The sequence below is a fragment of the Flavobacterium ardleyense genome, assembly GCF_042686085.1.
Lineage (GTDB): Bacteria > Bacteroidota > Bacteroidia > Flavobacteriales > Flavobacteriaceae > Flavobacterium > Flavobacterium ardleyense.
In genome coordinates this window covers 109,654-131,929 of the sequence record NZ_JBHUOL010000006.1, presented here as the reverse complement: position 1 = coordinate 131,929, position 22,276 = coordinate 109,654, and the positions used below count along the sequence as shown (strand labels likewise).

21 protein-coding genes and 1 pseudogene are annotated in these 22,276 nt (G+C 31.9%); 21 read left to right on the top strand and 1 reads right to left on the bottom strand.

Annotation, left to right across the window (positions count from 1 at the left end; translation table 11 throughout):
• The first annotated feature begins 80 nt into the window (after window positions 1-80).
• The 20 genes from ACFSX9_RS02320 (at window position 81) to ACFSX9_RS02225 (ending at window position 18,857) form a co-directional block, all read left to right on the top strand.
• A complete protein-coding gene (locus ACFSX9_RS02320; protein ID WP_379803887.1) occupies window positions 81-773 on the top strand; it encodes an NUDIX domain-containing protein in 693 nt (230 codons plus the stop codon).
• A gap of 72 nt (window positions 774-845) precedes the next feature.
• Window positions 846-1,688, top strand: coding sequence for a ribose-phosphate diphosphokinase (gene prs, locus ACFSX9_RS02315; protein WP_379803885.1), 843 nt, complete (start codon window positions 846-848; stop codon window positions 1,686-1,688).
• A complete protein-coding gene (locus ACFSX9_RS02310) occupies window positions 1,669-2,052 on the top strand; it encodes a hypothetical protein (protein WP_379803883.1) in 384 nt (127 codons plus the stop codon). Before prs ends, ACFSX9_RS02310 begins: the two co-directional genes overlap by 20 nt.
• 4 nt (window positions 2,053-2,056) lie before the next feature.
• The gene (locus tag ACFSX9_RS02305) at window positions 2,057-3,511 is read left to right on the top strand and encodes a nicotinate phosphoribosyltransferase (protein ID WP_379803881.1); all 1,455 of its coding nucleotides are present in this window, start codon (window positions 2,057-2,059) and stop codon (window positions 3,509-3,511) included.
• A gap of 313 nt (window positions 3,512-3,824) precedes the next feature.
• Window positions 3,825-4,187 carry a hypothetical protein gene (locus tag ACFSX9_RS02300; protein WP_379803879.1) on the top strand — a complete coding sequence of 121 codons (363 nt, stop codon included), beginning with the start codon at window positions 3,825-3,827 and terminating at the stop codon, window positions 4,185-4,187.
• 183 nt (window positions 4,188-4,370) lie between these two features.
• On the top strand, window positions 4,371-5,231 hold the full coding sequence (locus ACFSX9_RS02295; RefSeq protein ID WP_379803877.1) for a DUF3347 domain-containing protein: 861 nt from the start codon (window positions 4,371-4,373) through the stop codon (window positions 5,229-5,231).
• Window positions 5,232-5,244: 13 nt separating this feature from the next.
• A complete protein-coding gene (locus tag ACFSX9_RS02290) occupies window positions 5,245-5,718 on the top strand; it encodes a TlpA family protein disulfide reductase (protein ID WP_379803875.1) in 474 nt (157 codons plus the stop codon).
• 4 nt (window positions 5,719-5,722) lie between these two features.
• Window positions 5,723-6,220 (top strand): heavy-metal-associated domain-containing protein, encoded by a 498-nt coding sequence (locus ACFSX9_RS02285; protein ID WP_379803873.1) that lies wholly within the window; start codon window positions 5,723-5,725, stop codon window positions 6,218-6,220.
• Window positions 6,220-7,029: a hypothetical protein gene (locus ACFSX9_RS02280; protein WP_379803870.1), complete on the top strand. Its 810-nt coding sequence runs from the start codon at window positions 6,220-6,222 to the stop codon at window positions 7,027-7,029. The genes ACFSX9_RS02285 and ACFSX9_RS02280 overlap by 1 nt, the downstream gene beginning before the upstream one ends.
• A gap of 251 nt (window positions 7,030-7,280) precedes the next feature.
• Window positions 7,281-9,500, top strand: coding sequence for a multicopper oxidase family protein (locus tag ACFSX9_RS02275; RefSeq protein WP_379803867.1), 2,220 nt, complete (start codon window positions 7,281-7,283; stop codon window positions 9,498-9,500).
• A 585-nt stretch (window positions 9,501-10,085) separates the two neighbouring features.
• Window positions 10,086-10,325 (top strand): toxin-antitoxin system YwqK family antitoxin, encoded by a 240-nt coding sequence (locus ACFSX9_RS02270; protein WP_379803865.1) that lies wholly within the window; start codon window positions 10,086-10,088, stop codon window positions 10,323-10,325.
• 767 nt (window positions 10,326-11,092) lie between these two features.
• On the top strand, window positions 11,093-11,773 hold the full coding sequence (locus tag ACFSX9_RS02265) for a hypothetical protein (RefSeq protein WP_379803862.1): 681 nt from the start codon (window positions 11,093-11,095) through the stop codon (window positions 11,771-11,773).
• 648 nt (window positions 11,774-12,421) lie between these two features.
• A complete protein-coding gene (locus tag ACFSX9_RS02260) occupies window positions 12,422-13,000 on the top strand; it encodes a Crp/Fnr family transcriptional regulator (protein WP_379803859.1) in 579 nt (192 codons plus the stop codon).
• 84 nt (window positions 13,001-13,084) lie between these two features.
• Window positions 13,085-13,891, top strand: coding sequence for an SDR family oxidoreductase (locus ACFSX9_RS02255; protein ID WP_379803857.1), 807 nt, complete (start codon window positions 13,085-13,087; stop codon window positions 13,889-13,891).
• 436 nt (window positions 13,892-14,327) lie between these two features.
• The gene (locus ACFSX9_RS02250; RefSeq protein WP_379803855.1) at window positions 14,328-14,726 is read left to right on the top strand and encodes a GNAT family N-acetyltransferase; all 399 of its coding nucleotides are present in this window, start codon (window positions 14,328-14,330) and stop codon (window positions 14,724-14,726) included.
• Window positions 14,727-15,039: 313 nt separating this feature from the next.
• Window positions 15,040-15,786: a hypothetical protein gene (locus ACFSX9_RS02245; protein WP_379803852.1), complete on the top strand. Its 747-nt coding sequence runs from the start codon at window positions 15,040-15,042 to the stop codon at window positions 15,784-15,786.
• Window positions 15,787-15,841: 55 nt separating this feature from the next.
• Window positions 15,842-16,873: a sensor histidine kinase gene (locus ACFSX9_RS02240; protein WP_379803849.1), complete on the top strand. Its 1,032-nt coding sequence runs from the start codon at window positions 15,842-15,844 to the stop codon at window positions 16,871-16,873.
• Window positions 16,870-17,637 carry a LytR/AlgR family response regulator transcription factor gene (locus tag ACFSX9_RS02235; protein WP_379803847.1) on the top strand — a complete coding sequence of 256 codons (768 nt, stop codon included), beginning with the start codon at window positions 16,870-16,872 and terminating at the stop codon, window positions 17,635-17,637. Before ACFSX9_RS02240 ends, ACFSX9_RS02235 begins: the two co-directional genes overlap by 4 nt.
• Before the next feature lie 68 nt (window positions 17,638-17,705).
• Complete coding sequence (locus tag ACFSX9_RS02230; RefSeq protein WP_379803844.1) at window positions 17,706-18,242, top strand: Crp/Fnr family transcriptional regulator; 537 nt, start codon at window positions 17,706-17,708, stop codon at window positions 18,240-18,242.
• 51 nt (window positions 18,243-18,293) lie between these two features.
• On the top strand, window positions 18,294-18,857 hold the full coding sequence (locus ACFSX9_RS02225) for a DinB family protein (RefSeq protein WP_379803842.1): 564 nt from the start codon (window positions 18,294-18,296) through the stop codon (window positions 18,855-18,857).
• Window positions 18,858-19,839: 982 nt separating this feature from the next.
• Here ACFSX9_RS02225 and ACFSX9_RS02220 read toward each other — a convergent pair.
• Window positions 19,840-20,028 (bottom strand): annotated as a pseudogene (locus ACFSX9_RS02220) (Sir2 family NAD-dependent protein deacetylase); the annotation flags it as partial.
• Window positions 20,029-20,738: 710 nt separating this feature from the next.
• Between ACFSX9_RS02220 and ACFSX9_RS02215 the strand changes: the two are divergent.
• Window positions 20,739-22,232, top strand: coding sequence for a Fic family protein (locus ACFSX9_RS02215; RefSeq protein WP_379803839.1), 1,494 nt, complete (start codon window positions 20,739-20,741; stop codon window positions 22,230-22,232).
• The last annotated feature ends 44 nt before the right edge of the window (window positions 22,233-22,276 follow it).

Here is a 22,276-nt window from a genome sequence, read left to right as displayed (position 1 = left end):
TGAATTATTACTTAAATGATTAGATTTTAAAAGAGTAAGAATAAATTTATATATTTGTGTATAAACTACGCATACAAAAAATGAAAATTGAACAGCATATTAAAATAGCAGTAGACGCAATAGTTTTTGGATATTCAGACAACAATTTGAACGTGTTACTGATTAAACAGAAGTTTGGCGCTTTAAAAGATCAATGGGCTTTAGTTGGTGGTTTTGTAAAAGACCACGAAACACTTAATGAAGCAGTAAAAAGAGAATTAAAAGAAGAAACTGGAGTTACCGTAAATTATTTAGAACAACTGTATACATTTGGAGACGATATCAACAGAGATCCTAGATTTAGAGTGGTCTCAGTTGCTTATTTTGCTTTAGTGAATTCTCGAAAACTAGTTTTAACTGCTGACAGCGATGCTGAAGATGCCCAATGGTTTCCTATAAAAGAGTTACCTGAATTAGCCTTTGATCATAAAGACATCATCGAAAAAGCTCATCTGCGGCTTAAAAATAAATTAACATACCAACCAATTGGCTTTGACTTGCTTCAAAAAGAATTTCTATTTTCCGACTTAGAAAATCTCTATTGTACAATTTTAGAAAAAGAAATTGACCGAAGAAATTTTAGAAAAAAAATAGTAAGCTTTGGTATAATTGAGGAAACAGGAGGCTTTTCACCTAAAAAAAGCGGTAGACCTGCAAAAATGTTCAAATTTAATAACACAAAATACAAGAGGTTATCGAAAGAAGGATTTCTGTTTGAAATTAATTTTGCGTAAATATTACACAAAGTATTTGGATGTTAAAAAAATTAATCTAACTTTGCGTAAGAATTACACAATATAAGAATTATGATATTAAATTTAGACAAAGATTTCAGACCTTTAGAAGGCAAAGAAATTGAATTTCAAAATTTTACATTTTCTGGTGGAGAACCACACATCAAAATTAAATCAACTTTTGATTCTGAAACAGAAATTGTAATAACGCACAGACTTAATTCATTTAACGATTTAGGATTATTGTGTTTAGCAGTTGACGCATTAAGAAGAATGGATGCTAAAATTTCAAATTTAGTCATCCCCTACTTCCCGTCGGCTAGACAAGACCGTGTTATGGTAAAAGGTGAACCTCTTTCTGTAAAAGTATACGCTGATATTATTAATAATTTAAACTTTAAGAAAGTTCTTGTTTTAGACGCGCATTCAGAAGTTACACCAGCTTTACTAAACAATTGTGAGGCAATACCAAATCACAATTTCATAAAAGAAGTACTAGCTAAGATTGACACAAACGTCAAATTAATTTCACCTGACGGAGGCGCTTTAAAGAAAATTTATAAAGTTTCAGAATTTCTAGGTGGCGTTGAAGTAGTTGAATGCAGTAAAAGTCGTAATGTGAAAACAGGAAAACTAACTGGTTTTAAAGTGTATTATGATGACTTAGGTGGTGAAGATTGCTTAATTGTGGATGATATCTGTGATGGCGGTGGAACTTTCATCGGATTGGCAAATGAACTAAAAAACAAAAATGCTGGAAAACTATATTTAGCTGTTACCCACGGAATTTTCAGCAAAGGGTTTGAGGAACTAGAAAAATATTTTACCCATATTTATACGACAGATTCAGTAAAAGAAATAAGTCACAACTGTTTAACACAAATTAAACTAGACAATGGACTTTTATCTTACTAAAAACAATTCACAAAACAGGCTTTTAGAAGAATATCAAAACCACGGCTCATTAGTCGTAGCTTTTGATTTTGATGATACTGTTTATGATTTTCACAAAAAAAACAGAGTTTATACTGACGTAATAACTTTAATTAGAAAGCTAAAGACTATAAACTGCTATTTGATTTGCTGGACCGGCCAAGAAGATTTAGAATTTGTAGCTAACTATTTAATGGCAAACGATATTCCTTTTGATTCCATCAACGAAAATCCTCCATTTCATAAATTGAAAAGTAAAAAAATATATGCAAACGCTTATTTAGATGATCGAGCAGGTTTGCATCAAGTATATACAGAATTAAACTATTTAACAGAAAACGTTTAAAATTATGAGTAACCCATTATTATTAACAGACGGCTACAAAGTAGACCACCGCAGACAATATCCAACAGGAACAACTTTAGTATATTCGAACTGGACTCCTAGAAAAAGTAGAATAGAAAGCATAGATGAAATTGTGTTTTTTGGTTTACAATACTTCATCAAGAAATACATCTTAGAAGATTTCGAAACTCATTTTTTCAAACAACCTAAAGAAGAAGTAATTGCCGCTTATAGCCGAAGAATAAATAATTATTTAGGCGAAAATCAAGTGGGTACCAAACACATTGAAGACCTATACGATTTAGGATATATTCCGATGGTCATCAAAGCTTTACCTGAAGGCTTTAGTGTTCCAGTGCGCGTTCCTATGTTTACAATGTACAACACTTTACCAGAATTCTTTTGGCTTACTAACTATTTTGAAACGCTTGTTTCTGCCGTAATTTGGATGCCTTGTACTTCTGCTACTATCGCGAAGCAATACAGAAAAGTACTGGACAAATACGCTAAAGAAACCTCATCAATGCCAGAATTTGTAGATTGGCAAGGACACGATTTCTCTATGCGAGGAATGGCTGGAATAGAAGCTGGAGTTTGTTCTTCTAGTGGACATTTACTAAGTTTCACTGGTACGGATACAATTCCCGCTATTGATTTATTAGAAAAATATTACAACGCGAACTCAGACAAAGAACTAGTAGGTGGATCAGTTTCCGCAACGGAGCATTCCGTAATGTGTATGGGGACTTTTGAGGACGAATTAGGGACATTTAGAAGATTAATTACCGAAGTATATCCTAAAGGCGTTCTTTCTATCGTTTCAGATACATGGGATTTATGGAAAGTACTGACCGAATACTTACCTAAATTAAAAAATGAAATCACAAACAGAGAAGGAAAAGTAGTAATAAGACCAGACAGTGGCGACCCAGTTGATATAATTTGTGGAAATCCACAAGGAAAAAACGAAAATGAGAAAAAAGGAGTTATCGAATTACTTTGGGACACTTTTGGTGGTACGGTAAATGCCAAAGGTTATAAAGAACTAATTCCACAAATTGGAGCAATTTATGGCGACAGCATCACTATTGACAGAGCCACACAAATTTGTGAAAGACTAAAAGAGAAGGGTTTTGCTTCTACAAACGTGGTATTAGGAATTGGTTCGTACACGTATCAATACAATACAAGAGATACTTTTGGTTTTGCAATGAAAACGACATACGGAGAAGTAGACGGTGTGGGAAGAGAAATTTTTAAAGATCCAGTTACGGATGATGGAACTAAAAAATCTGCAAAAGGTCTAATGAAAATTATTTCTGAAAATAACACCTATAAACTTGTTGATCAAGTAAACTGGGAACTTGAAAAAACAGGCGAATTAAAAGAAGTATTTCGTGATGGTGAACTTTTAATTGACTTAACATTAGAAGAAATCAGAAAGAATATAAGAAAATAAATAAAAAATTTAAAGATTGGGACTTGCGATTAAGCTTAAACTTATATCGAAAAGTCCCAATGTTTAATTTAGGTGAAAAGTGAGAATGTGTGCGTTGTTTGAAAACTTTATGCTGTAAAAACAACACACGCTTTCCTCCTTCTTATATAAAACTAACTAAGCATTTTCATTTCTCTTGAAAATGCTTCTTTTTTTACATAAAAATGCAAATTGAACTTCACGACAAAGCACTGCTTACTGCTTCTTACTTTTAACATTTTCTTTATAAATTTTAATTTGAATTGAGTAACTTTGTAGTGTTGAAAATAAATAAATGAGAAAATCATACGTCATATTTTTATTGTTTTTCGGAATATTCTTTATTCCGAGCAATACTTTTGCGTGTGGTAGTCATGAAAAATCTTGCAGCAAAGAAGTTTCTACCTCAAAAACAGCATCAAAAAGTTGTTGTTCAAGTACTCAAGGTTCTGAAGAAAAAGATTGTGACGGTAGTTGTGGACATTCAAGTTGTGGTTGTTCGTCAACCTGCACAACAAGTATAGCCTCTATTTTTGTTCAATATAAATTTGATAACTTTATCAATATTCCTACGATAGCAAAAGTTAACTTCTATTATCATGCACCTTCTCTTTCAGAAGGTCATTCTTCAATTTGGCTTATTCCTAAAATAAGCTAAAAACACTTTTGACAGCCACACTTATGTCAATTTAATAGCAAATGCTATACTTCTAAAGCAATTAATGAATTAATACTGTTGTATTTATATACAATTATTAATGTGTTTCTAATTGTTTAAAATTCAAAAAAAATAAAATCAATTCAAAAAAATCAACTTTTTTGAATACAATATTCTCATAAAATGAAAAAATCAATTTCAACAAGTATGATGGTAATTACTATGTTACTGTCATTTATAGTGGGTCACTCGCAAATAAAAAACGCAAAAACAGCTTCAGTGAAAATTTATGGTAACTGTGGCATGTGTGAAAAAACAATCGAGACAGCAGGAAATTTAAAAAAGGTAGCTTCAGTAGATTGGAATCAAGATACTAAAATGGCAACATTGACGTATGATTCAAAAAAAACAAATCAAGATGAAATACTAAAACGAATTGCTTTGGCAGGTTATGATAGTGATTCATTTCTAGCACCTGATAATGTATATAATAACCTTCACGGATGTTGTCAATATGATAGAGAAGCTAAAGTTGCCGTAAAATCAGAAATGATTATGGACGGAACTAGTACTCATAAAAATCATTCTGATAAAGCAGTTACGAATCAAAAAAGTAAAGGACTTACACCAGTTTTTGACGCTTATTTTGAAGTGAAAGACGCTTTAGTGAAAACAGACGGTGCTACTGCTTCAGTAAAAGCAAAATCTTTGTTAGCGTCAATCAACGAAGTTAAAATGGAGGCTTTGCCAATGGACGTTCATAACGTTTGGATGAAATTGCTTACCGATTTAAAGAAAGATACTGAAAGTATTAGTACAAATAAGGACGCAAATAGGCAAAGGACTTACTTAGATCGATTGTCTAAAAATGTATATGAGCTTATTAAAGTTTCAAAAATAGATGCAACTGTTTATTACCAATTTTGCCCTATGGCCAATGATGGAAAAGGAGCGAATTGGTTAAGTAAAGATAGTGCAATCAAAAATCCATATTACGGTTCAATGATGATGAGTTGTGGAAAAACGGTTGAAACGATCAAATAATAACTTGAAGTCTATGAACATCAGAATAAAGATTGCGACAATTATGCTATTAATTTTTAGCACCAATGCAATAGGGCAAATCAATGTAGGAGACGCACTTCCAGATATAGCGTTGAAAAACAAATTAGATGTAACTACCAATTTAAATCAGTTTAAAGGAAAGTATTTGCTAATTGATTTTTGGGCTTCTTGGTGCGGACCTTGCAGATTAGGAAATAGAAAATTGGTAAAACTTCACGCAGACTTAAATTCGGATAAAATTGAAATTGTTGGAATTTCATTAGATACCGACAAATCTAAATGGCTAAAAGCGATTGAAAAAGATAAAATAAAATTCACACAGTTTATTGATCATAATGGATTTGATGCGGAAGTTGCTCTTTTATTTGGAGTAGAAGAATTACCATCAAAATATCTGTTCGACCCGAATGGAGTATTAGTAAAGAAAAATCCAACAGATCAAGAAATAATTAATTTAATAAAATAACAAAATGAAATATTTAAATAAAACCCACATATTAGTTGCAGTTCTAACAATACTATTCACAACAATTGGAAATGCTCAAATTTCAAAAGCCGAAATAAGAGCTACAGGATTAACTTGTTCCATGTGTTCCAATGCAATTAATAAGCAATTAAAATCGCTTGCAGAAGTAGCGAATGTTGAAACGGATTTGAATACAAATACTTTTACCGTAACGCTAAAAGAAGGAAATTCTTTAACTCCATTTGTGTTTAAAGAAAGAGTTGAAAAAGCGGGATTTTTTATTGGTTCTTTGATTTTAACCATGGACGCAGCAACGGTTGCAAAAAGTCCGTACATAATGGTAAAGGAATCTACAAACATTCCAGCTGAAGTTAAAATTCAAGTTTTAGATAAAGGCTATGTAGTAGATAAAGAATTTAAAAAATTAGCAAAAACTTATAAAAACAGTCCAACATACGCAAGTAATAATGAAGCTGATTTTCATATTAAAGTCATCAACTAATGAGAAAGGTCATAGTAATAATTGTACTATTTCTTTTTAATAAAGGGATTAGTCAGGAATTGTTTTTGCTCACTGATCCAGCAAGTAATGTTCCGGCAAACTCATTAAGCGTTAATGTATTGCAATCGCTATTTAAGGAAAAGTTCAAGACTGGCAACAGTTATCAACTTATGCCAGAAGTAACTTATGGATTGAACAGAAATTTAATGTTTAGAGCTTTAGCTTTTTTAAGCAACCGCGATAAAGATTTTGTAACAGAAGGAGCTAGTTTATATTCAAAATACCGATTTTACTCTTCCGACGATTTAAACAGTCATTTCCGAATGGCTGTTTTCGGAAGATATAGTTTTAATAATTCCGAAATTCAGCAAGAAGAAATTGAAATTATGGGAAATAATTCGGGTTTTGAAACTGGAATTGTAGCCACAACATTAATTAAGAAATTGGCAGTTAGTTCGACAGTAAGTTTTGAAAAAGCTTTTGATAACAAACGCAATTACGCATTTCCTGATAATTTAGGAGATAATGCAACAAATTATACGTTATCATTTGGCCAATTAATGTATCCAAAAACATACACGAGTTTCAAGCAAACAAATATCAATTTAATGCTTGAATTCGTAGGGCAAACAATTAACGAAAACGGTAGATCGTATTTAGACGTTGCTCCTGTTATTCAGTTTATTTTTAACAGTCAAGCTCGATTAGATTTAGGTTATCGCCACGAATTGATGAGTTCTATGACGCGTTCCGCACCTAATGGAGTTTATTTTAATCTGTATTATACTTTTTTCGATTTGAAGAAATAGAAGTTTTAGTTAAGAGAAGACATAAATAATAAATGAAAAAATTGTAACGTTCGCTAAATATTATATAACAACTCACTTGCCTGTTTTTACTAAATTGGGTCGATTAAAAATAAATAAATCGAACTACTATTTTTGTTCAACATAAAAGGATTGCTTTGATTAATAAGCGGTTAAAAGTAAGTAAAGTTTCTAAATCTATGCGCAATGTATGTAGCGCATTGCAAATTACGAAATTTAAAAAATGAAAAAAAATGAAAAAGAAAGCGATATTATTTCTGGCAGTACTTCTAACATCAATTACCTATGCTCAAAAAGTGGTCCGCTATGATTTACACGTGCGGGACACTTTAGTTAATTTTTCGGGAAAAGAAAAAAGAGCCATTGCAGTTAACGGTCAAATTCCGATGCCAACTTTAACTTTTACGGAAGGTGATATTGCTGAAATTCACGTTTATAATCACCTGAAGGAATCTACTTCTTTGCATTGGCACGGATTATATGTTCCAAATAAAGAAGATGGAGTGCCTCATTTAACACAAATGCCCATAGAACCGGGTGCGGAATTTGTTTATAATTTTCCCATTATTCAATCGGGAACGCATTGGTATCACAGTCATAGTGGAATGCAGGAACAAATTGGAATGTACGGTTCTTTAATTTTGAAGAAAAAGGATAATGATCCCTCTTTTAGAAAAGGTATCGATGATTTGCCCGAAATTCCACTAATTCTAAGTGAATGGACCGACTATAATCCTAATAATGTACATCGGATGTTGCACAATGCTTCCGATTGGTTTGCTATTAAAAAAGGAACTACTCAAAGTTATGCCGAAGCGATAAAAGAAGGCCATTTCAAAACCAAATTAATCAACGAATGGAAACGAATGTTGGCTATGGATGTGAGTGATGTCCATTATGACAAGTTTTTAATCAACGGACAAAATGAAAGTCAACTTTCCCAATTCAAATCGGGCGATAAAGTGCGACTTCGTATTTCAAATGGCGGCGCTTCTTCCTATTTTTGGTTGACTTATGCAGGTGGAAAAATTACAGTTGTTGCCAATGATGGTAATGATGTAGAACCTGTTGAAGTGGATCGATTAATTGTAGGTGTTTCCGAAACGTATGATGTTGTTGTCACTATTCCGGCTGAAAATACTTCATATGAATTTTTAGTTACTCCAGAAGATCGAACGAGTTCAACATCTATTTATATCGGAAAAGGAATCAAACAATTAGAAAGTCCATTACCAAAATTAAAGTATTTTGAAGGAATGAAGATGATGAATGATATGATGAATATGGATGGAACTATGAGTGATATGGGTATGGATATGAGTCTCCAAAAAATGGATATGAATACTGTAATGTATCCAGAAATAAGCGGAAGTTCTGAAAAAAAACCAATGAAGATGGATGCCGAAATGGATCATTCAATGCATTCGATGGCTTCTGATATAGTATCTTTAAATTATGGAATGCTAAAATCGCCAACTAAAACAACACTTCCAAAAGAAGCACCCATTAGAGAAATGCGATTTGAACTAACCGGAAATATGAACCGTTATGTTTGGAGCATGGATAATAAAGTTCTTTCAGAAAGTGATAAAATTTTAATCAAAAAAGGAGAAATTGTTCGTATTACATTGTACAACAACTCAATGATGCGTCACCCAATGCATTTGCACGGTCACGATTTTAGAGTATTAAATGGCGAAGGAGATTACTCACCGCTCAAAAATGTTTTAGACATTATGCCGATGGAAACAGACGTAATTGAATTTGAAGCGAATGCTGATGGCGATTGGTTTTTCCATTGTCATATTCTATATCACATGATGTCTGGAATGAATCGTGTATTTAGCTATGAAAATTCGGAACCAAATCCGTATTTACCAAATAAGGAAAAATCTTATAAGAAGCTACAAGCAGAAAGTAATGAAGTTCATTTTATGGCAGAAAACGATTTTGCGACCAATGGTAATGATGGACAAGCGATGATTCAAAATGCACGTTGGAGTTTTGCTACGGAATGGCGTTTAGGGTATCACGACGAACATGGTTACGAATCTGAAACTCATATTGGAAGATATATCGGAAGAAATCAATGGTTTATGCCGTTTATTGGTCTTGATGCTCGTTATAGAAAGTTAGATGCATTCGAAGTAGAGAAAAATATTTTCGGACAAAAAAATACTAAGGACAAACGCATACAAGTGAGTTTAGGATTTAATTATACTTTACCATTATTAGTAATTGCACAAGCTGAGGTTTATCATGATGGAAATGTAAGATTTCAATTAATGCGAGAAGATATTCCAGTTTCAAAGCGTTTGCGAATGGCTTTTATGGTAAATACAGATAAAGAATATATGGCAGGTTTAAAATATATTGTTGGGAAAAATATGGGAATAACCACGCATTATGATAGCGACATGGGATTTGGTTTGGGAGTGAATCTTAATTACTAGTTTCCAATTACTTTAAAAACTACAAATAACCCAAGTTGCAATAATTTTTCCGGAGTCTGGAAACTTCAATTCAAATGTAAGTTTTTTCTACGAAGTTTCCAGACTCCTCAATTCTATATAAAATAAACCCGACAGCTTTTTGCAAAAGTTATACAGTCTTCCACGGTTTTGAAATAATAAGAAACAATATTAGATTTGTTTTACTGTATAGATTTTAATTATATTCGTCCTTATTTTATGCTGCAAAAACAAACGGATTTGCATTTTTTTAGTGTGTAATTTTTTAGAAAAATTTCAAAAAACTAAAACCTGTGAAGTTTAAAAAATTTTACTTTTATATTTTTTGTTGGAGTTAATAGTTTCGGAATTGTTGCAGTCGGATATTTTTTAAATGTAGTTTTCATAAGAAAACAACAGTCACAAGCATCCATAAATTGGAAATCATTCTAATAAACGAGAATAAAATTAAATTTATGATTAGAGCATTATTTATATTGTTTGCACTTTTTACATTGTCTTCCTGCAATACGCAAAAGGAAGTTTATGAAAGTGGAAGTTTAAAAGCCAAAGGGAAAATAACTTCTAATGAAAAGAGTGGAAAATGGAAATATGTATCAAATAGGATCCTACTCAAATGGAAAAGAAACCGGTGAATGGAAAACATTTCACAACAATGGAAAAATAAGACAAATTGGAAAATTTAATAATGGAAATCAAACCGGTGAATGGAAGTTTTTTCACCCAAACGGAAACCGACAAGGAATTGGAAATTTAATTAATGGTAAAAGATTTGGACTATGGAAATGGTATTATAATAATGGGTAGATTCAAACTGAGCGACAATGGAATGATGGTAAACTTGTAAAAATCATTAGTTGTTACGACGGTAAAGGAAATGAAGTGGACAAAGGAACATTAAGGAACGGAAATGGGACGATGAAAATATACGATATTGATGGGAAATTATTAGAAACATTACTATATGAAAGCGGTGAATATATAAAATAACACCTCCAACTAATAATTTTGAAAATGTAATAATAAGGAGGGCTAATTGTTTTATAATAAAATTAATGATTTTTATTTTCAAAATGTTTCACTTCCAGTGGTTGGAAGAAGTTAGTACATATTTAACGTTAAAATCAAAAACTATTTAAATTTAAAAAGAACGTTGTACACTTATGATATCAGACTTTTTGAAAAAATAGAAGAGTTAGAACAGGTCACTTTTATGAATGATGACTCAAATTTTGAAATACATACTGCTTTAAGGCAGATATTGCACTTTTGACAAATTTAATTAATGATTGTCCAATCCACTTCCTAATAAATAGATTAAAATATTACTACACCAGTTTAATAATTACAGATAATAAAGAATTAACATTTTATAGTGCAGTAAAGAATCTTAGCAAATAAAATCCAGATGATGACACTGCCATTTTAGTGGAAAAATCGTTTTTATTCATATCTTCGTTTCGGCAGAAAATTTACTGCTTAAAAGTAACTATTCTAGCCAAGCGTCAAGACAAAGTTGACATAAAGTTTAAAGCAGAACTCAATCGAAAATGGCAACCAAAAAAAGCAAAAAAATGAGAAAATTTTTATCCGTTTTATTTCTAATTACTCTTTGTTCATGTAATAAATTAACCGAAACAGAAAATGAAATAAATTCGGTTCAGGCCGTTTTAAACTACTACGATGGAGAATGTTTAAAATCAAAAGGATTTGAAAAAAGCAATGGAACTGATAAACAATTTTATGAAATAGAAATTAGTAATAGTAAATTACTGAATCAAAGTGCAGATAAATTAAATTCAAATGCAGCAAATATTGCATACTTATTTTACTCAAATTTGAAAAATGAAAAATCAAATTATCAGGAAATTAGAGTAAAAATAAACTTATCAAACGGTGAGTCTCAAAGTTTTAAATATTCAGATCAAGAAATAAATGAAATTGAAAAGTTACAACCTAGAATCAACGAAATTATTGAATATATCAAAACCAATAATTATGAAAAATTGGCTGGACAATTTCAGGATTCAATAAAAGTAGACGAGAGAGCTATTTCAGATTTATTTACTTCATTACAAAGTAAATATGGAAAAATAGAACAAACACAATTTCAAGGTTTTCAATTTGAAGATTCCAATAATTTTGGAAAATTGATCATCATTCGCGAAGCTTTGGTTTTTGAAAAAATAGCAGCAAGTATGAATTTGATATTTAACCGCGAAAGTAAAAACCTAATTTCGGTAGAAATTCCCTAAATTGAAATAAATAAAGCGATCTAAATGGTGAAGAATTTAAATTTGACGCTAAAAAGCAAAACGAATTATATTGCATGCAGTATATGATATTTAAATACATACAGTTGAAAGGAAAATAAATTTAATAGCACAGAACAAAACAGAATCTGACGCGGGATTACTAGTACTAGTGAAAAATTCTTAATTCAATTTTACAGAGATTTTTGAAACTCTATAAAATTGCATTTTTAGTAAATCCAATTATAGTTCTGACGATTATCAAAGAGCGATTATCGGTATTTTAAACAACAAACTTATACACCTATTTTGATACTTATTCAATTTTCAACCAAAATTGCTTTTTAATAAATTAAGTGAATTACCCGAGAGACAATATGAAAAAATAATTAGCTCCTTCTATGCGTTTTTAAAATCACAGACAATGAACGAGACAATTTGAACGTGATAAAGGATTTAAACAATATTGGCAGAATTTCATTCCTTAGAAAAACACTTTAAAACATTTTTTTGTAACTAGTATTTCATTTGCTGAAATCACCATAATCAATTACTTTTACGATAAACACATTACATCTAGTTTTCATAAGAAAATAACACTCCTAATTCTCAAAATGTCAGCCACCATAGAAAGCATTGCATAAATTAATAATGGAAAATAAGCTTCAAAATATAAAGAAATTGATTTCGCATTATATCGAAATTAGCGATGAAGAATGGATTTCTTATGCTGCTAAATTGTGTGTAAAGAAAATTGAGAAAAAGGAAATAATCCTTACCCAAGGAGAAATTTGTCAGGATGTGTTTTTTGTCGTTGATGGATTGCTTAGAGTATATTTTGTTGATGATGAGCGAGAGGAAAAGACCTTCCATTTCTCATTTGAAAATACTTTTTCGGCTGATTATGAAAGTTTTTTAAAGAAAATACCATCGAACTACTCTATTCAAGCATTGGAAGAAACAACTGTCATTTTAATGTCGTACGAAATGCTTCACGATGGTTATAAAACCCTTAGAAACGGAGAAAGACTTGGCAGATTACTTACCGAAGAATATTTTTTTATTTTCAATGATAAAATTCAAGCTATGTACACCCAAAGCCCGCTTGAACGCTATAATAATCTAACTAAAAAATTTCCAAATATATTGCAGCGTGTTCCACAACATTATATTGCTTCATATCTAAATATCAGCTCCGTACATCTCAGCAGATTAAAAAATTCCAAATAAAATTGTAAACTGATAACATATGTTATCGCCCTAAGGCAATTACTCCCTTAACTTTGTACTAGTAAAGCATCAAATTATAACAAGATGAAAAATTTAGAAAATAAGACAGTCTTAATCACTGGCGGAGCATCGGGTATTGGTAAGATAATGGTTCGATTGATGTTAGAACGGAAAGCCAAAGTTATTATCTGGGATATTAATCAAGAAAAAATTGACGAAACAGTAGCTGAATTTTCGCACATAGGAAGCGTTTCTGGTTTCAATATCGATGTATCTAATGTTGATCAAATACAAGAAATGGCAAAAAAAGTGAAGCAGGAAATAGGCGTTGTTGACGTATTGATAAATAACGCAGGAATAATAGTTGGTAAATTTTTCAGCGAACATTCGATATCAGATATTTCGAAAACAATGGAAATTAATGCAAATGCGCCCATGTTTATAACGAAGGTATTTCTTAATGATATGTTAGCGCAAAATTCAGGGCATATTTGCAACATTGCTTCCTCAGGCGGACTCGTTTCAAATCCTAAAATGTCTGTGTACGCCGCCAGTAAATGGTCGCTCATCGGTTGGTCTGATAGTTTACGTTTGGAGATGAAACAGCTGGATAAAAAAGTAAATGTCACGACGATTATGCCGTACTATATCAATACTGGAATGTTTGATGGTGTAAAATCGAAGATTGCAATTCTTGAACCTGAAGCAGCAGCACTTACAATTGTTAAAGCTGTAGAGAACAACAAAAAAATGCTGACTATGCCAGGATATATTTACAGATTTACTCGTTTAGGTCAAGCAATTATGTCCATTAATGTTTTTGATTGGTTTGCAGGAGATGTTCTTGGAATTTACAAAACAATGGAGCATTTCACTGGTCGCAAAAAGTAGCATGACTTAGAAATGGAACAAACATAATTGGGAAATATCCTTTACCATATTGAAAATCAGAGCGCTTTTTGACCTCCAAAAAAGCGCTTCAACATTTTGTTGAAAAAGTGGTCAAAAAAAATCATACTGCTTAGTTCTACATTAGATATTTTTATTTTATGACGTAAACTTTATGAACATAAAGAATGAAATTATAAGATGCGCAATCGAACGAATAAAAAAGAGTAGTAGAATTATTTTGCTTTATAATATTAATTATATTCGTAAATAATTTATATTAAAAAATAAATCGTATTTCATTTTTTAAATATATTTCTATAAAAGTCTAAAGAACCCGTATTTACGGATTTCGATTTGTTTGAAATTTGCATGGTATTAACTGGGCATTTTCAGAATATACGCTATCGGAATACGGGAGATAATAATTTAAATAATTATGGAGATAACTTACAATTTTCACGTCATTCCAACTGCAGAACAAGTAATTGAACTTTACCACAATACACAATTGCCTCGTCCTATAGCTGATAAAGCAAGGATTCAAAAAATGTATGATAATTCAAACCTAATTGTTACCGCGTGGCACAATGAAAAATTAGTTGGAATTTCTCGTTCTATTACAGATTGGGCTTGGAGTTGTTATCTTGCAGACTTAGCCATTCACACAGACTATCAAAAATTTGGAATTGGAAAAAATTTGGTCCGTTTAACTAAGGAAAAAGTGGGTGACGAAACTATGGTTCTATTGCTTTCAGTGCCAACTGCAATGGAATATTATCCCAAAATAGGATTTACAAAAGAAGACAGAGCATTTACAATACTAAGAGAAAAATAGAATCAAAGATTTTCGTTTCTCATAAAATGTACTTATTATTGAAAATTTCATCTTCTTTATCCGCTACATTGGCAACCCGAAAACCGTGGTGGTAATTCTCACAGAACATGCATCTTTTCTTTTAGACAGAAAAATATGCCGCTTCGAAGTTCGCATCTTGCCAAACGCTAAGACGATTCCAGCTGCTCTACTCCCACTCAATAACCAAATTCCTTAACTCATCAGTTTTTTTCCCTCGCTCATTGTTTTGTTGTTGAATCAAAAACGTATTTCAAATAGATTTGTATCATCAAAAACTTAAAAATTAAATACAATGAACAGAGAACTAGTTTTTTTAAGAGCATTTGCAGTAGCAACCGTAGTCGGAATGATCTATATAACCACTTCCGCATTCAAACAAAATGGAAATAAAAAATTCGGTGAAATTGATGTGGAACGAATCAATGTCGTAGAAAAAGACGGAACTGTAAAAATGGTTATTACAAATGTCGAAAAGTTTCCAAACGGCAATGATAAAATCAATAATAGACCAACGAATGAAGACAGGAAAAAGCGTTCAGGAATGCTGTTTTTCAATGAGGATGGAATAGAATGTGGTGGCTTTATTTATGACGGCGAAAAGAATGCAAAAGGTCATAGCTCCGGATTATCATTAACTTATGACCAGTATGACGGCGACCAAGTAATGCAATTGATGACGCAGGACCATCAACAAGGAGATAAAAGATTTGTAAGCAGTACGCTAGCATTTAATGACCGTCCGAGTAAAGAATCTCAAATCAAAACGACGGCAATAATGAAAGAATTGAAAGAGCTTGGCAAAAAAGACCCAAAAGCTATGCAACTTAAACAAAAAGAATATGAAGAACAAGGCTTAATCGATGGCGTACCGAGAGTGATGTTAGGAAAAACACGAAGTCAAAATAACGGTTTGTTTCTTTTTGATGATAAAGGACAACCCAAGGCAATGTTTTATGTAGATAAAGAAAACAACGCCAAACTCGACTTCTTTGATGACAAAGGAAATACGATTGCCTCCTTTCCAGAAAAAACAAAATAATAAAGCCACTAAAATAGCATTGTAGTGATATAATGCTATTTTTACATTTTGTACCATGAAGAAACTGCTAAACATCTCATATTCCAATCGGCACTTTTTGCTGTTCATTTTACTGTTTGCCTATTTGCAGTCTATTTATACGCGAATTGCAATAAGAAGAGTATTTAATGCCTATATTTTTACGCCCGAAGCCGCATTTGCTAAACTAATTTCAGTAGGTATTCTCTTTTTTGTCATCCTGTTCTTTATCAGAAATTGGCATAAGTCAGAAATTTTGAAAATAGATGAAATTTTGAAAATATTTGGTGCTTCGCTCGTGGCTTATTTAATTGCAATGCTAACTATCGGGTTTATAATTGCTTTTACATTTGATACTATTGAACGAAATTTCAACCAAGAAACGTTTATCCTCTCTACATTTTCAAATTTGTTAGATGGTTTCATTTATGGCAGTTTTTTTATGGCCTATTACTACTATCAGCAGAACATAAAAAAGCAGAAGCAACTAATTGTATCGAACCAAGCAATTTCTGAAAGTAAAATCAACCAACTTAAAACACAACTTAATCCTCATTTTCTTTTTAACAATCTTAATATTTTGGACCAACTCATTGAGGAAGATAAAAATAAGGCATCTGATTTTTTGAATGAATTTGCAGAAATTTACAGATATGTTTTACAAGCTTCAGATATAAATTTTATTACCATAAATAAAGAATTGATCTTTGCAAAACAATATTTCAGCTTGATGCAAAATAAATATGGAACAGCATATCAACTTCAGATTGAAGACCAAAATAGTGACGGTTATATTGTACCGCTCACTTTGCAATTGTTAATTGAGAATGCATTCCAGCATAATTTAGGACATGTAAAAAATCCGGTCTTTATAAAAATTAGAATTGATAAAAATCTTATTATAACAAACAACTGCATACCTAAACGAAATGCGAAATTAACGTCAGGAAGAGCATTAAATAACCTGAAAGAGCAATATAAATTGCTAACAAAGAATCCGATTAAAATTCAAAAATCTGATAGCACATTTTCGGTAAATATTCCTATAATTCATAAAGTAAAATCGTGATAAAAATACTCATCATAGAAGACGAAATACCGGCTAGAAAGAAACTAAAAAGATTTCTAGACGAATTAGAAACAACAACAGAAATCGTTGCAGAAATTGATACCGTGGAAGTAGCAATTGAATTTCTTAAGGAGTCTAAAATAGATTTAATTTTTTCAGATATTGAATTGTTAGATGGTAACGCCTTTGAAATCTACAATCGGGTTAGCGTTTCTTGTCCTATTATTTTCACCACCGCTTACGATCAGTTTTTGATGAATGCTTTTGAAACCAACGGAATCGCTTATTTATTGAAACCATTTTCGAAAGATCGTTTTCAAGCAGCTTGGGATAAATTTCTCCTCTTTCGAAATTCAAGTGTTAATGAAAACCAGCAACTTAATAATCTTACTGAACTAATTCGTCAAAACTTCGTACAAAATTCTTATAAAAAACGGTTTACTATACATGCGCATCAAAGAATTTACTTTTTAGATACCGAAAACATTACTTTTTTTGAAGCCTCTGAGAGTGTTATTTTTGCAGTTGATATAAACGGGAAGAAGCATTTATTAAGCGAATCTACTTTAAAAGACATCGAAAAACAGCTAAATCCAGTAGATTTCTTCAGAATCAACCGCAGTACGCTCATAAACAAACAACACATAGAAAAAATAGAACGCTATACTAAAAACACATTAGCGCTAAAATTAGTAGGTTATAAAGAATATCTTAAAACCAGCCAAAGCAGTACGCACTCTTTTCGAGAGTGGATTGAAAAATAATAACCATTTACTTTATCGCAACACTTCCAAAAGCAATTTGTAAATTTGTTTCTAAAAGAGTGAAAAATATGAGCGACATCTTTAGCCTTATCCAACAAATAAACCTTCTGGATTTATGGGATAATACAATAGAATTAAAACGTAATCAATATTTAAAAGTAGAAGGAACTGTAGACACCAATCTTTACTTTGTTAGCAATGGTAGTTTGAAAATTTATGTGCTTGATGAACAAAATGAAAACATAATACGATTTGGGTATAAAAACAATCTAATTGCATCCTTGGATTCATTCATTACAGAAGAACCATCGGATCTTTACATTCAGGCAATTAAAAAGACGCAATTAAAAGTTATCAAGAAAATCACATTTATGAATCTGATTGAAAGTTCCAAAGAAAATACGATCATTTGGCAGCGAATGCTTGGCGATTTAATGTTACAGCAAATGGAAAGAGAACGCGATATTTTAACCTCCTCTCCTATTGAACGATATAAAAGAGTCCATGCCCGAAGTCCTCAATTATTTCAAGAAATTCCAAATAAACATATTGCGTCGTATTTAAGAATGACTCCCGAAACCTTATCAAGAATAAAAAAATCTTAATTCAAATCAATTATTTTCTAACAGTTACTAACGATATTTGAATAAAAAAAGATGACAATTAAATCTGCACATTTACTACAAGACTTAATAGAAAATACGCAAACAAATAGAAGTCAGGCCGAAGAATTGATTTCTCTTTCTATTGAAGAGTTAAACTGGAAAGCTGAAAAAAAAAGTTGGAGCATTTTAGAATGTCTAGAACATTTGAATTTATACAGTAATTTTTACCTGCCTGAAATTAGTGAAAGAATCGAAAATTCAAACAAAATTTCAAGTGTTAATTTCACATCAGGTATTGTTGGAGATTACTTTGCTAAAAGTATGTTGCCTCGAAAAAAGCTAAATAAAATGAATACCTTCAAGGATAAAAATCCGCTTGGCAGTAAACTAGACAAAAAAACTATTACACGATTTATTTCAGATCAAACGCAATTGCTGGACCTTCTAAATAAATCAAGAAACATCGATTTAAACAAGACTAAAACGGCCATAAGTATTTCAAAATTATTGAAATTGAAACTCGGTGATACTTTTAGAATTGTAGTGTATCACAATCAACGGCACATCGCGCAAGCTAACAAAGTACTAGGAACTATACTTGAGAAAAATGATTAGCGTTAATTTGGATGATGAACTTTACAACTCAATTCACTGGAAATACTAGAATACCAATCCAATAACATCATTGGAAAACCTATTATCAAGGATTTAAGTATGATTTACGCTCTCACTGTTGCGTTTATCACTTACTATAACATAAAGAGTTTATTGTCTACAGCGATGAGCCTACAGATAAAATTTAAATTAAAAGCAGTGGGTTAAAGGTGCATGACTAATCAAAAAGAGACAGAAGTAAAGAGCTGTAAAGGTTTTACAAATACTAAAATTTATAAAACTAAAGGTTGAGCTTGTGATTTTGCTAACATTTTAATTCAAATGAAAAGCATAGAAACTATTTAAAACTTTTTTTAATACGATATCCTTCTACAGTATAAATAGATTTAAAAGGATCAAAAAAGCTAACCAAATCCAATAGAGCTAAGGCATGATAATAAATATTAGGAAGCTCTTATTATATTACCGCTTGACCTGCGCAAAAAGCGTTAGTATATTTATACCAAAGTAAGTTCAGAAACGTGAACAATAATAATGAAATTACTAAATTTGAAAAACATTTTCGATCTAACAGCAAAATTGTAATCTATCCGCAGCAGTTTAATCGTAATTTGATTAGAGAACGGTATGAAAATATTTCGTCCGAACCACTTACTAAAGGAATCGAGACGATAAAAAAAATAAGCAAAGAAGTTGGGAATTTGTTTAAAAAAGAAGATAACAAATAATGTTAATACTAGTTGAAATCGTCATTGACAGTAAAAAGATTTCTTTTTGATTTAATCAAATTAATTAGTCTAATAATATGCTTTTTATTGTTTTTAATATGGGAATTGACGGTGATATTGAAAGCGGTTTTACAAAATAATAGATCGGACCATGCCTCTTCACATATAACCTTTTGATTCCTTTAGTTATTAAAGATGTTGTAAGTATAGTACGAAAGATATCGTTAATTGTACGATCTGAAAGTAAAACAGCACTCCGATCTTCTACTGTTGTAAAAATCTAAAACTAATTGTGGGTTCCTTGCAAATCCTTCCGGTGATGCAATATCTTCAATCTTATGGTTTTTCCATAGTCCAGATTCTCCTCTTAAAGTAGTTAATCCGCTTTATTGACTTATCCCAGCACCGCTGAAGAAAACTAAATGCCGTTTTTTATTATTCATTTGCAATCGCTTTTAGTTTCATTATTAATTTTTCACTTATTACTTATAGAATAACTATGGTTTGCAGATCTGAAAACTATATAAATACTAACCGATTTAACCGGAACGCTTGTAGAATAGATACCGTGAAAGTATTTAGCACTATTAAAGTAAATGCTTATCAACTGAAAAACAGTTTGTGTTTAAGGGAGTGGCGAAGTGGCGGTGTTTTTTATAGCCGGCTTTCGAAAAGCTCCGGGTGATAACCCAGCGGAAGGCTATTAAAAATGTTGCCGCTGAGTCACTCGCTGCGCGTTGGGTGGAGCGGCTATTTTACATAGTTGTTGTTATGGCTTTCAGCACAAAAACCAATAAACTATAGTATCGTTTTGTGCTGAACCATAATGAGAAATTCTGTAAATATAACTTGTGTCAACCTTTTTGTTGCTCCTAAACTACTTGTTATTGTTTACTGGTATCATGATTGAGCATTCAAAAACTTTTTGGAGCGTTGGCAACGAGTGGCAACTGGGAACCTTATAAAGTTTGTCTAAACCGCACGAAAAAAAAACAGTATTGGTACAACAATTTATTCATTTTACTGCTTTATGGTTTTAGCATATCATTTTTACTGCACTGTTTGTAAGTATCTGTTTTTTGTTAATTGTTTTACATAAATATTATGCTTTTTTATTACATTTACTGCTTGAATATCTTTTTTACCGCATATTATGACATCACAAAAAGCAGGAAGCCTTTGGTTGGCAGCACATTTTGAACTTATTAATTATCGCATAACCCATCGATCCTATATCGGTACAAGGGATAAAATTGAATTTGCTCACGACAACAGTGTCGAACAAACCTATGGTCCCAAGTACGCTCCTAAAACAGACACCGCAGTTAGTCATATTGAGTTTATGTTGAAATATGATGATTTAAATCTTGATTTTTTAGCGGCAGTATTCCAAAAACTTGACGAACTGGAACTTCTAAATTATATTTGTGAAAGTCCAAGCGGACGTTATTCAAGAAGGATAGGTTATTTATATGAATGGTTAACCAATAGAAAATTAAACATTACGTACGAAGTTAGTGGTAATTATACCGATTTACTTGACACAAAACGATATCTTACTGGCAAAATTATAAAAAATGCCCGCTGGCGCGTTAACGATAATTTATTAGGTGTTCCGGCGTTTTGCCCTATAATCCGAAAAACGCAAGCCTTAAAAGTGCTACTTAGCAAAGACATTAGGAATGAAATTGAGGTACTTAAAAATAACTATTCTCCTGAAATATTTCAACGTGCCAGCCAATATTTATACCGTAAGGAAACCCGATCTTCTTACGAAATTGAAAGCGAAAAACCTTCCCCTGACCGTATTGATCGTTTTATTACACTACTTTATCAAGCAGGGAAACAGCCTTTTTCGGAGTTAATGGCTGAACAGAGTTTAACTGTTTTGCAAAATGCTATTGTTGATCCACGCTATGCTCAACCTGGTTTTCGTACTTTCCAAAATTATATCGGGCAGACGAATTATCGAGGTGAAGAAATTTATCATTATGTATGTCCACCACCCGCTATGATTGGTTCTATGATGACAGGACTTACTGCCACAGAAGAAAAAACAATGGGCATTTCAGAAGTTGTACGTGCTGCAATAGTTGCGTTTGGCTTTGTTTTTATACATCCCTTTTTAGATGGAAATGGACGTATCCACCGCTTTTTGATTCACGATATGCTGACTCGAGATGGTTTAGCAGCGCAGAGTCTTATTATACCAGTTTCGGCTCACATGCTACAAAATATGGTTGCGTATGATACTGTACTTGAAGATTATTCTAAACCATTGATGCAACGAGTTCGCTATAGTAAATCGGCAAGTGGTGATTTGAGGATTGACAATACTGACGCTGTTAGCTCTTATTTTAGATATCCTGACCTGACCATGCAAAGTGAATACCTTGCTAAAACCATATTCTCGACTATACAAGAAGACTTATTGGAAGAACTTTTTTTTCTGGAACGCTATGACGAATTAAAAAAGGATCTCCAACAATTGATAGATATGCCCGATAAGCGATTAAGTGATGTTATTATGTACCTTCATCAAAATAAAGGGATTTTCCCTAATCGAAGAAAAAAACAATTTGAAGAGATTACTGATGCTGAATATGATGCGATGGGAAGTATTTATTCAGAAATATTTTCTAGATGATTACTATTTTTAATAAACAAAATATAAGTTGGCGTTTTTAGTGT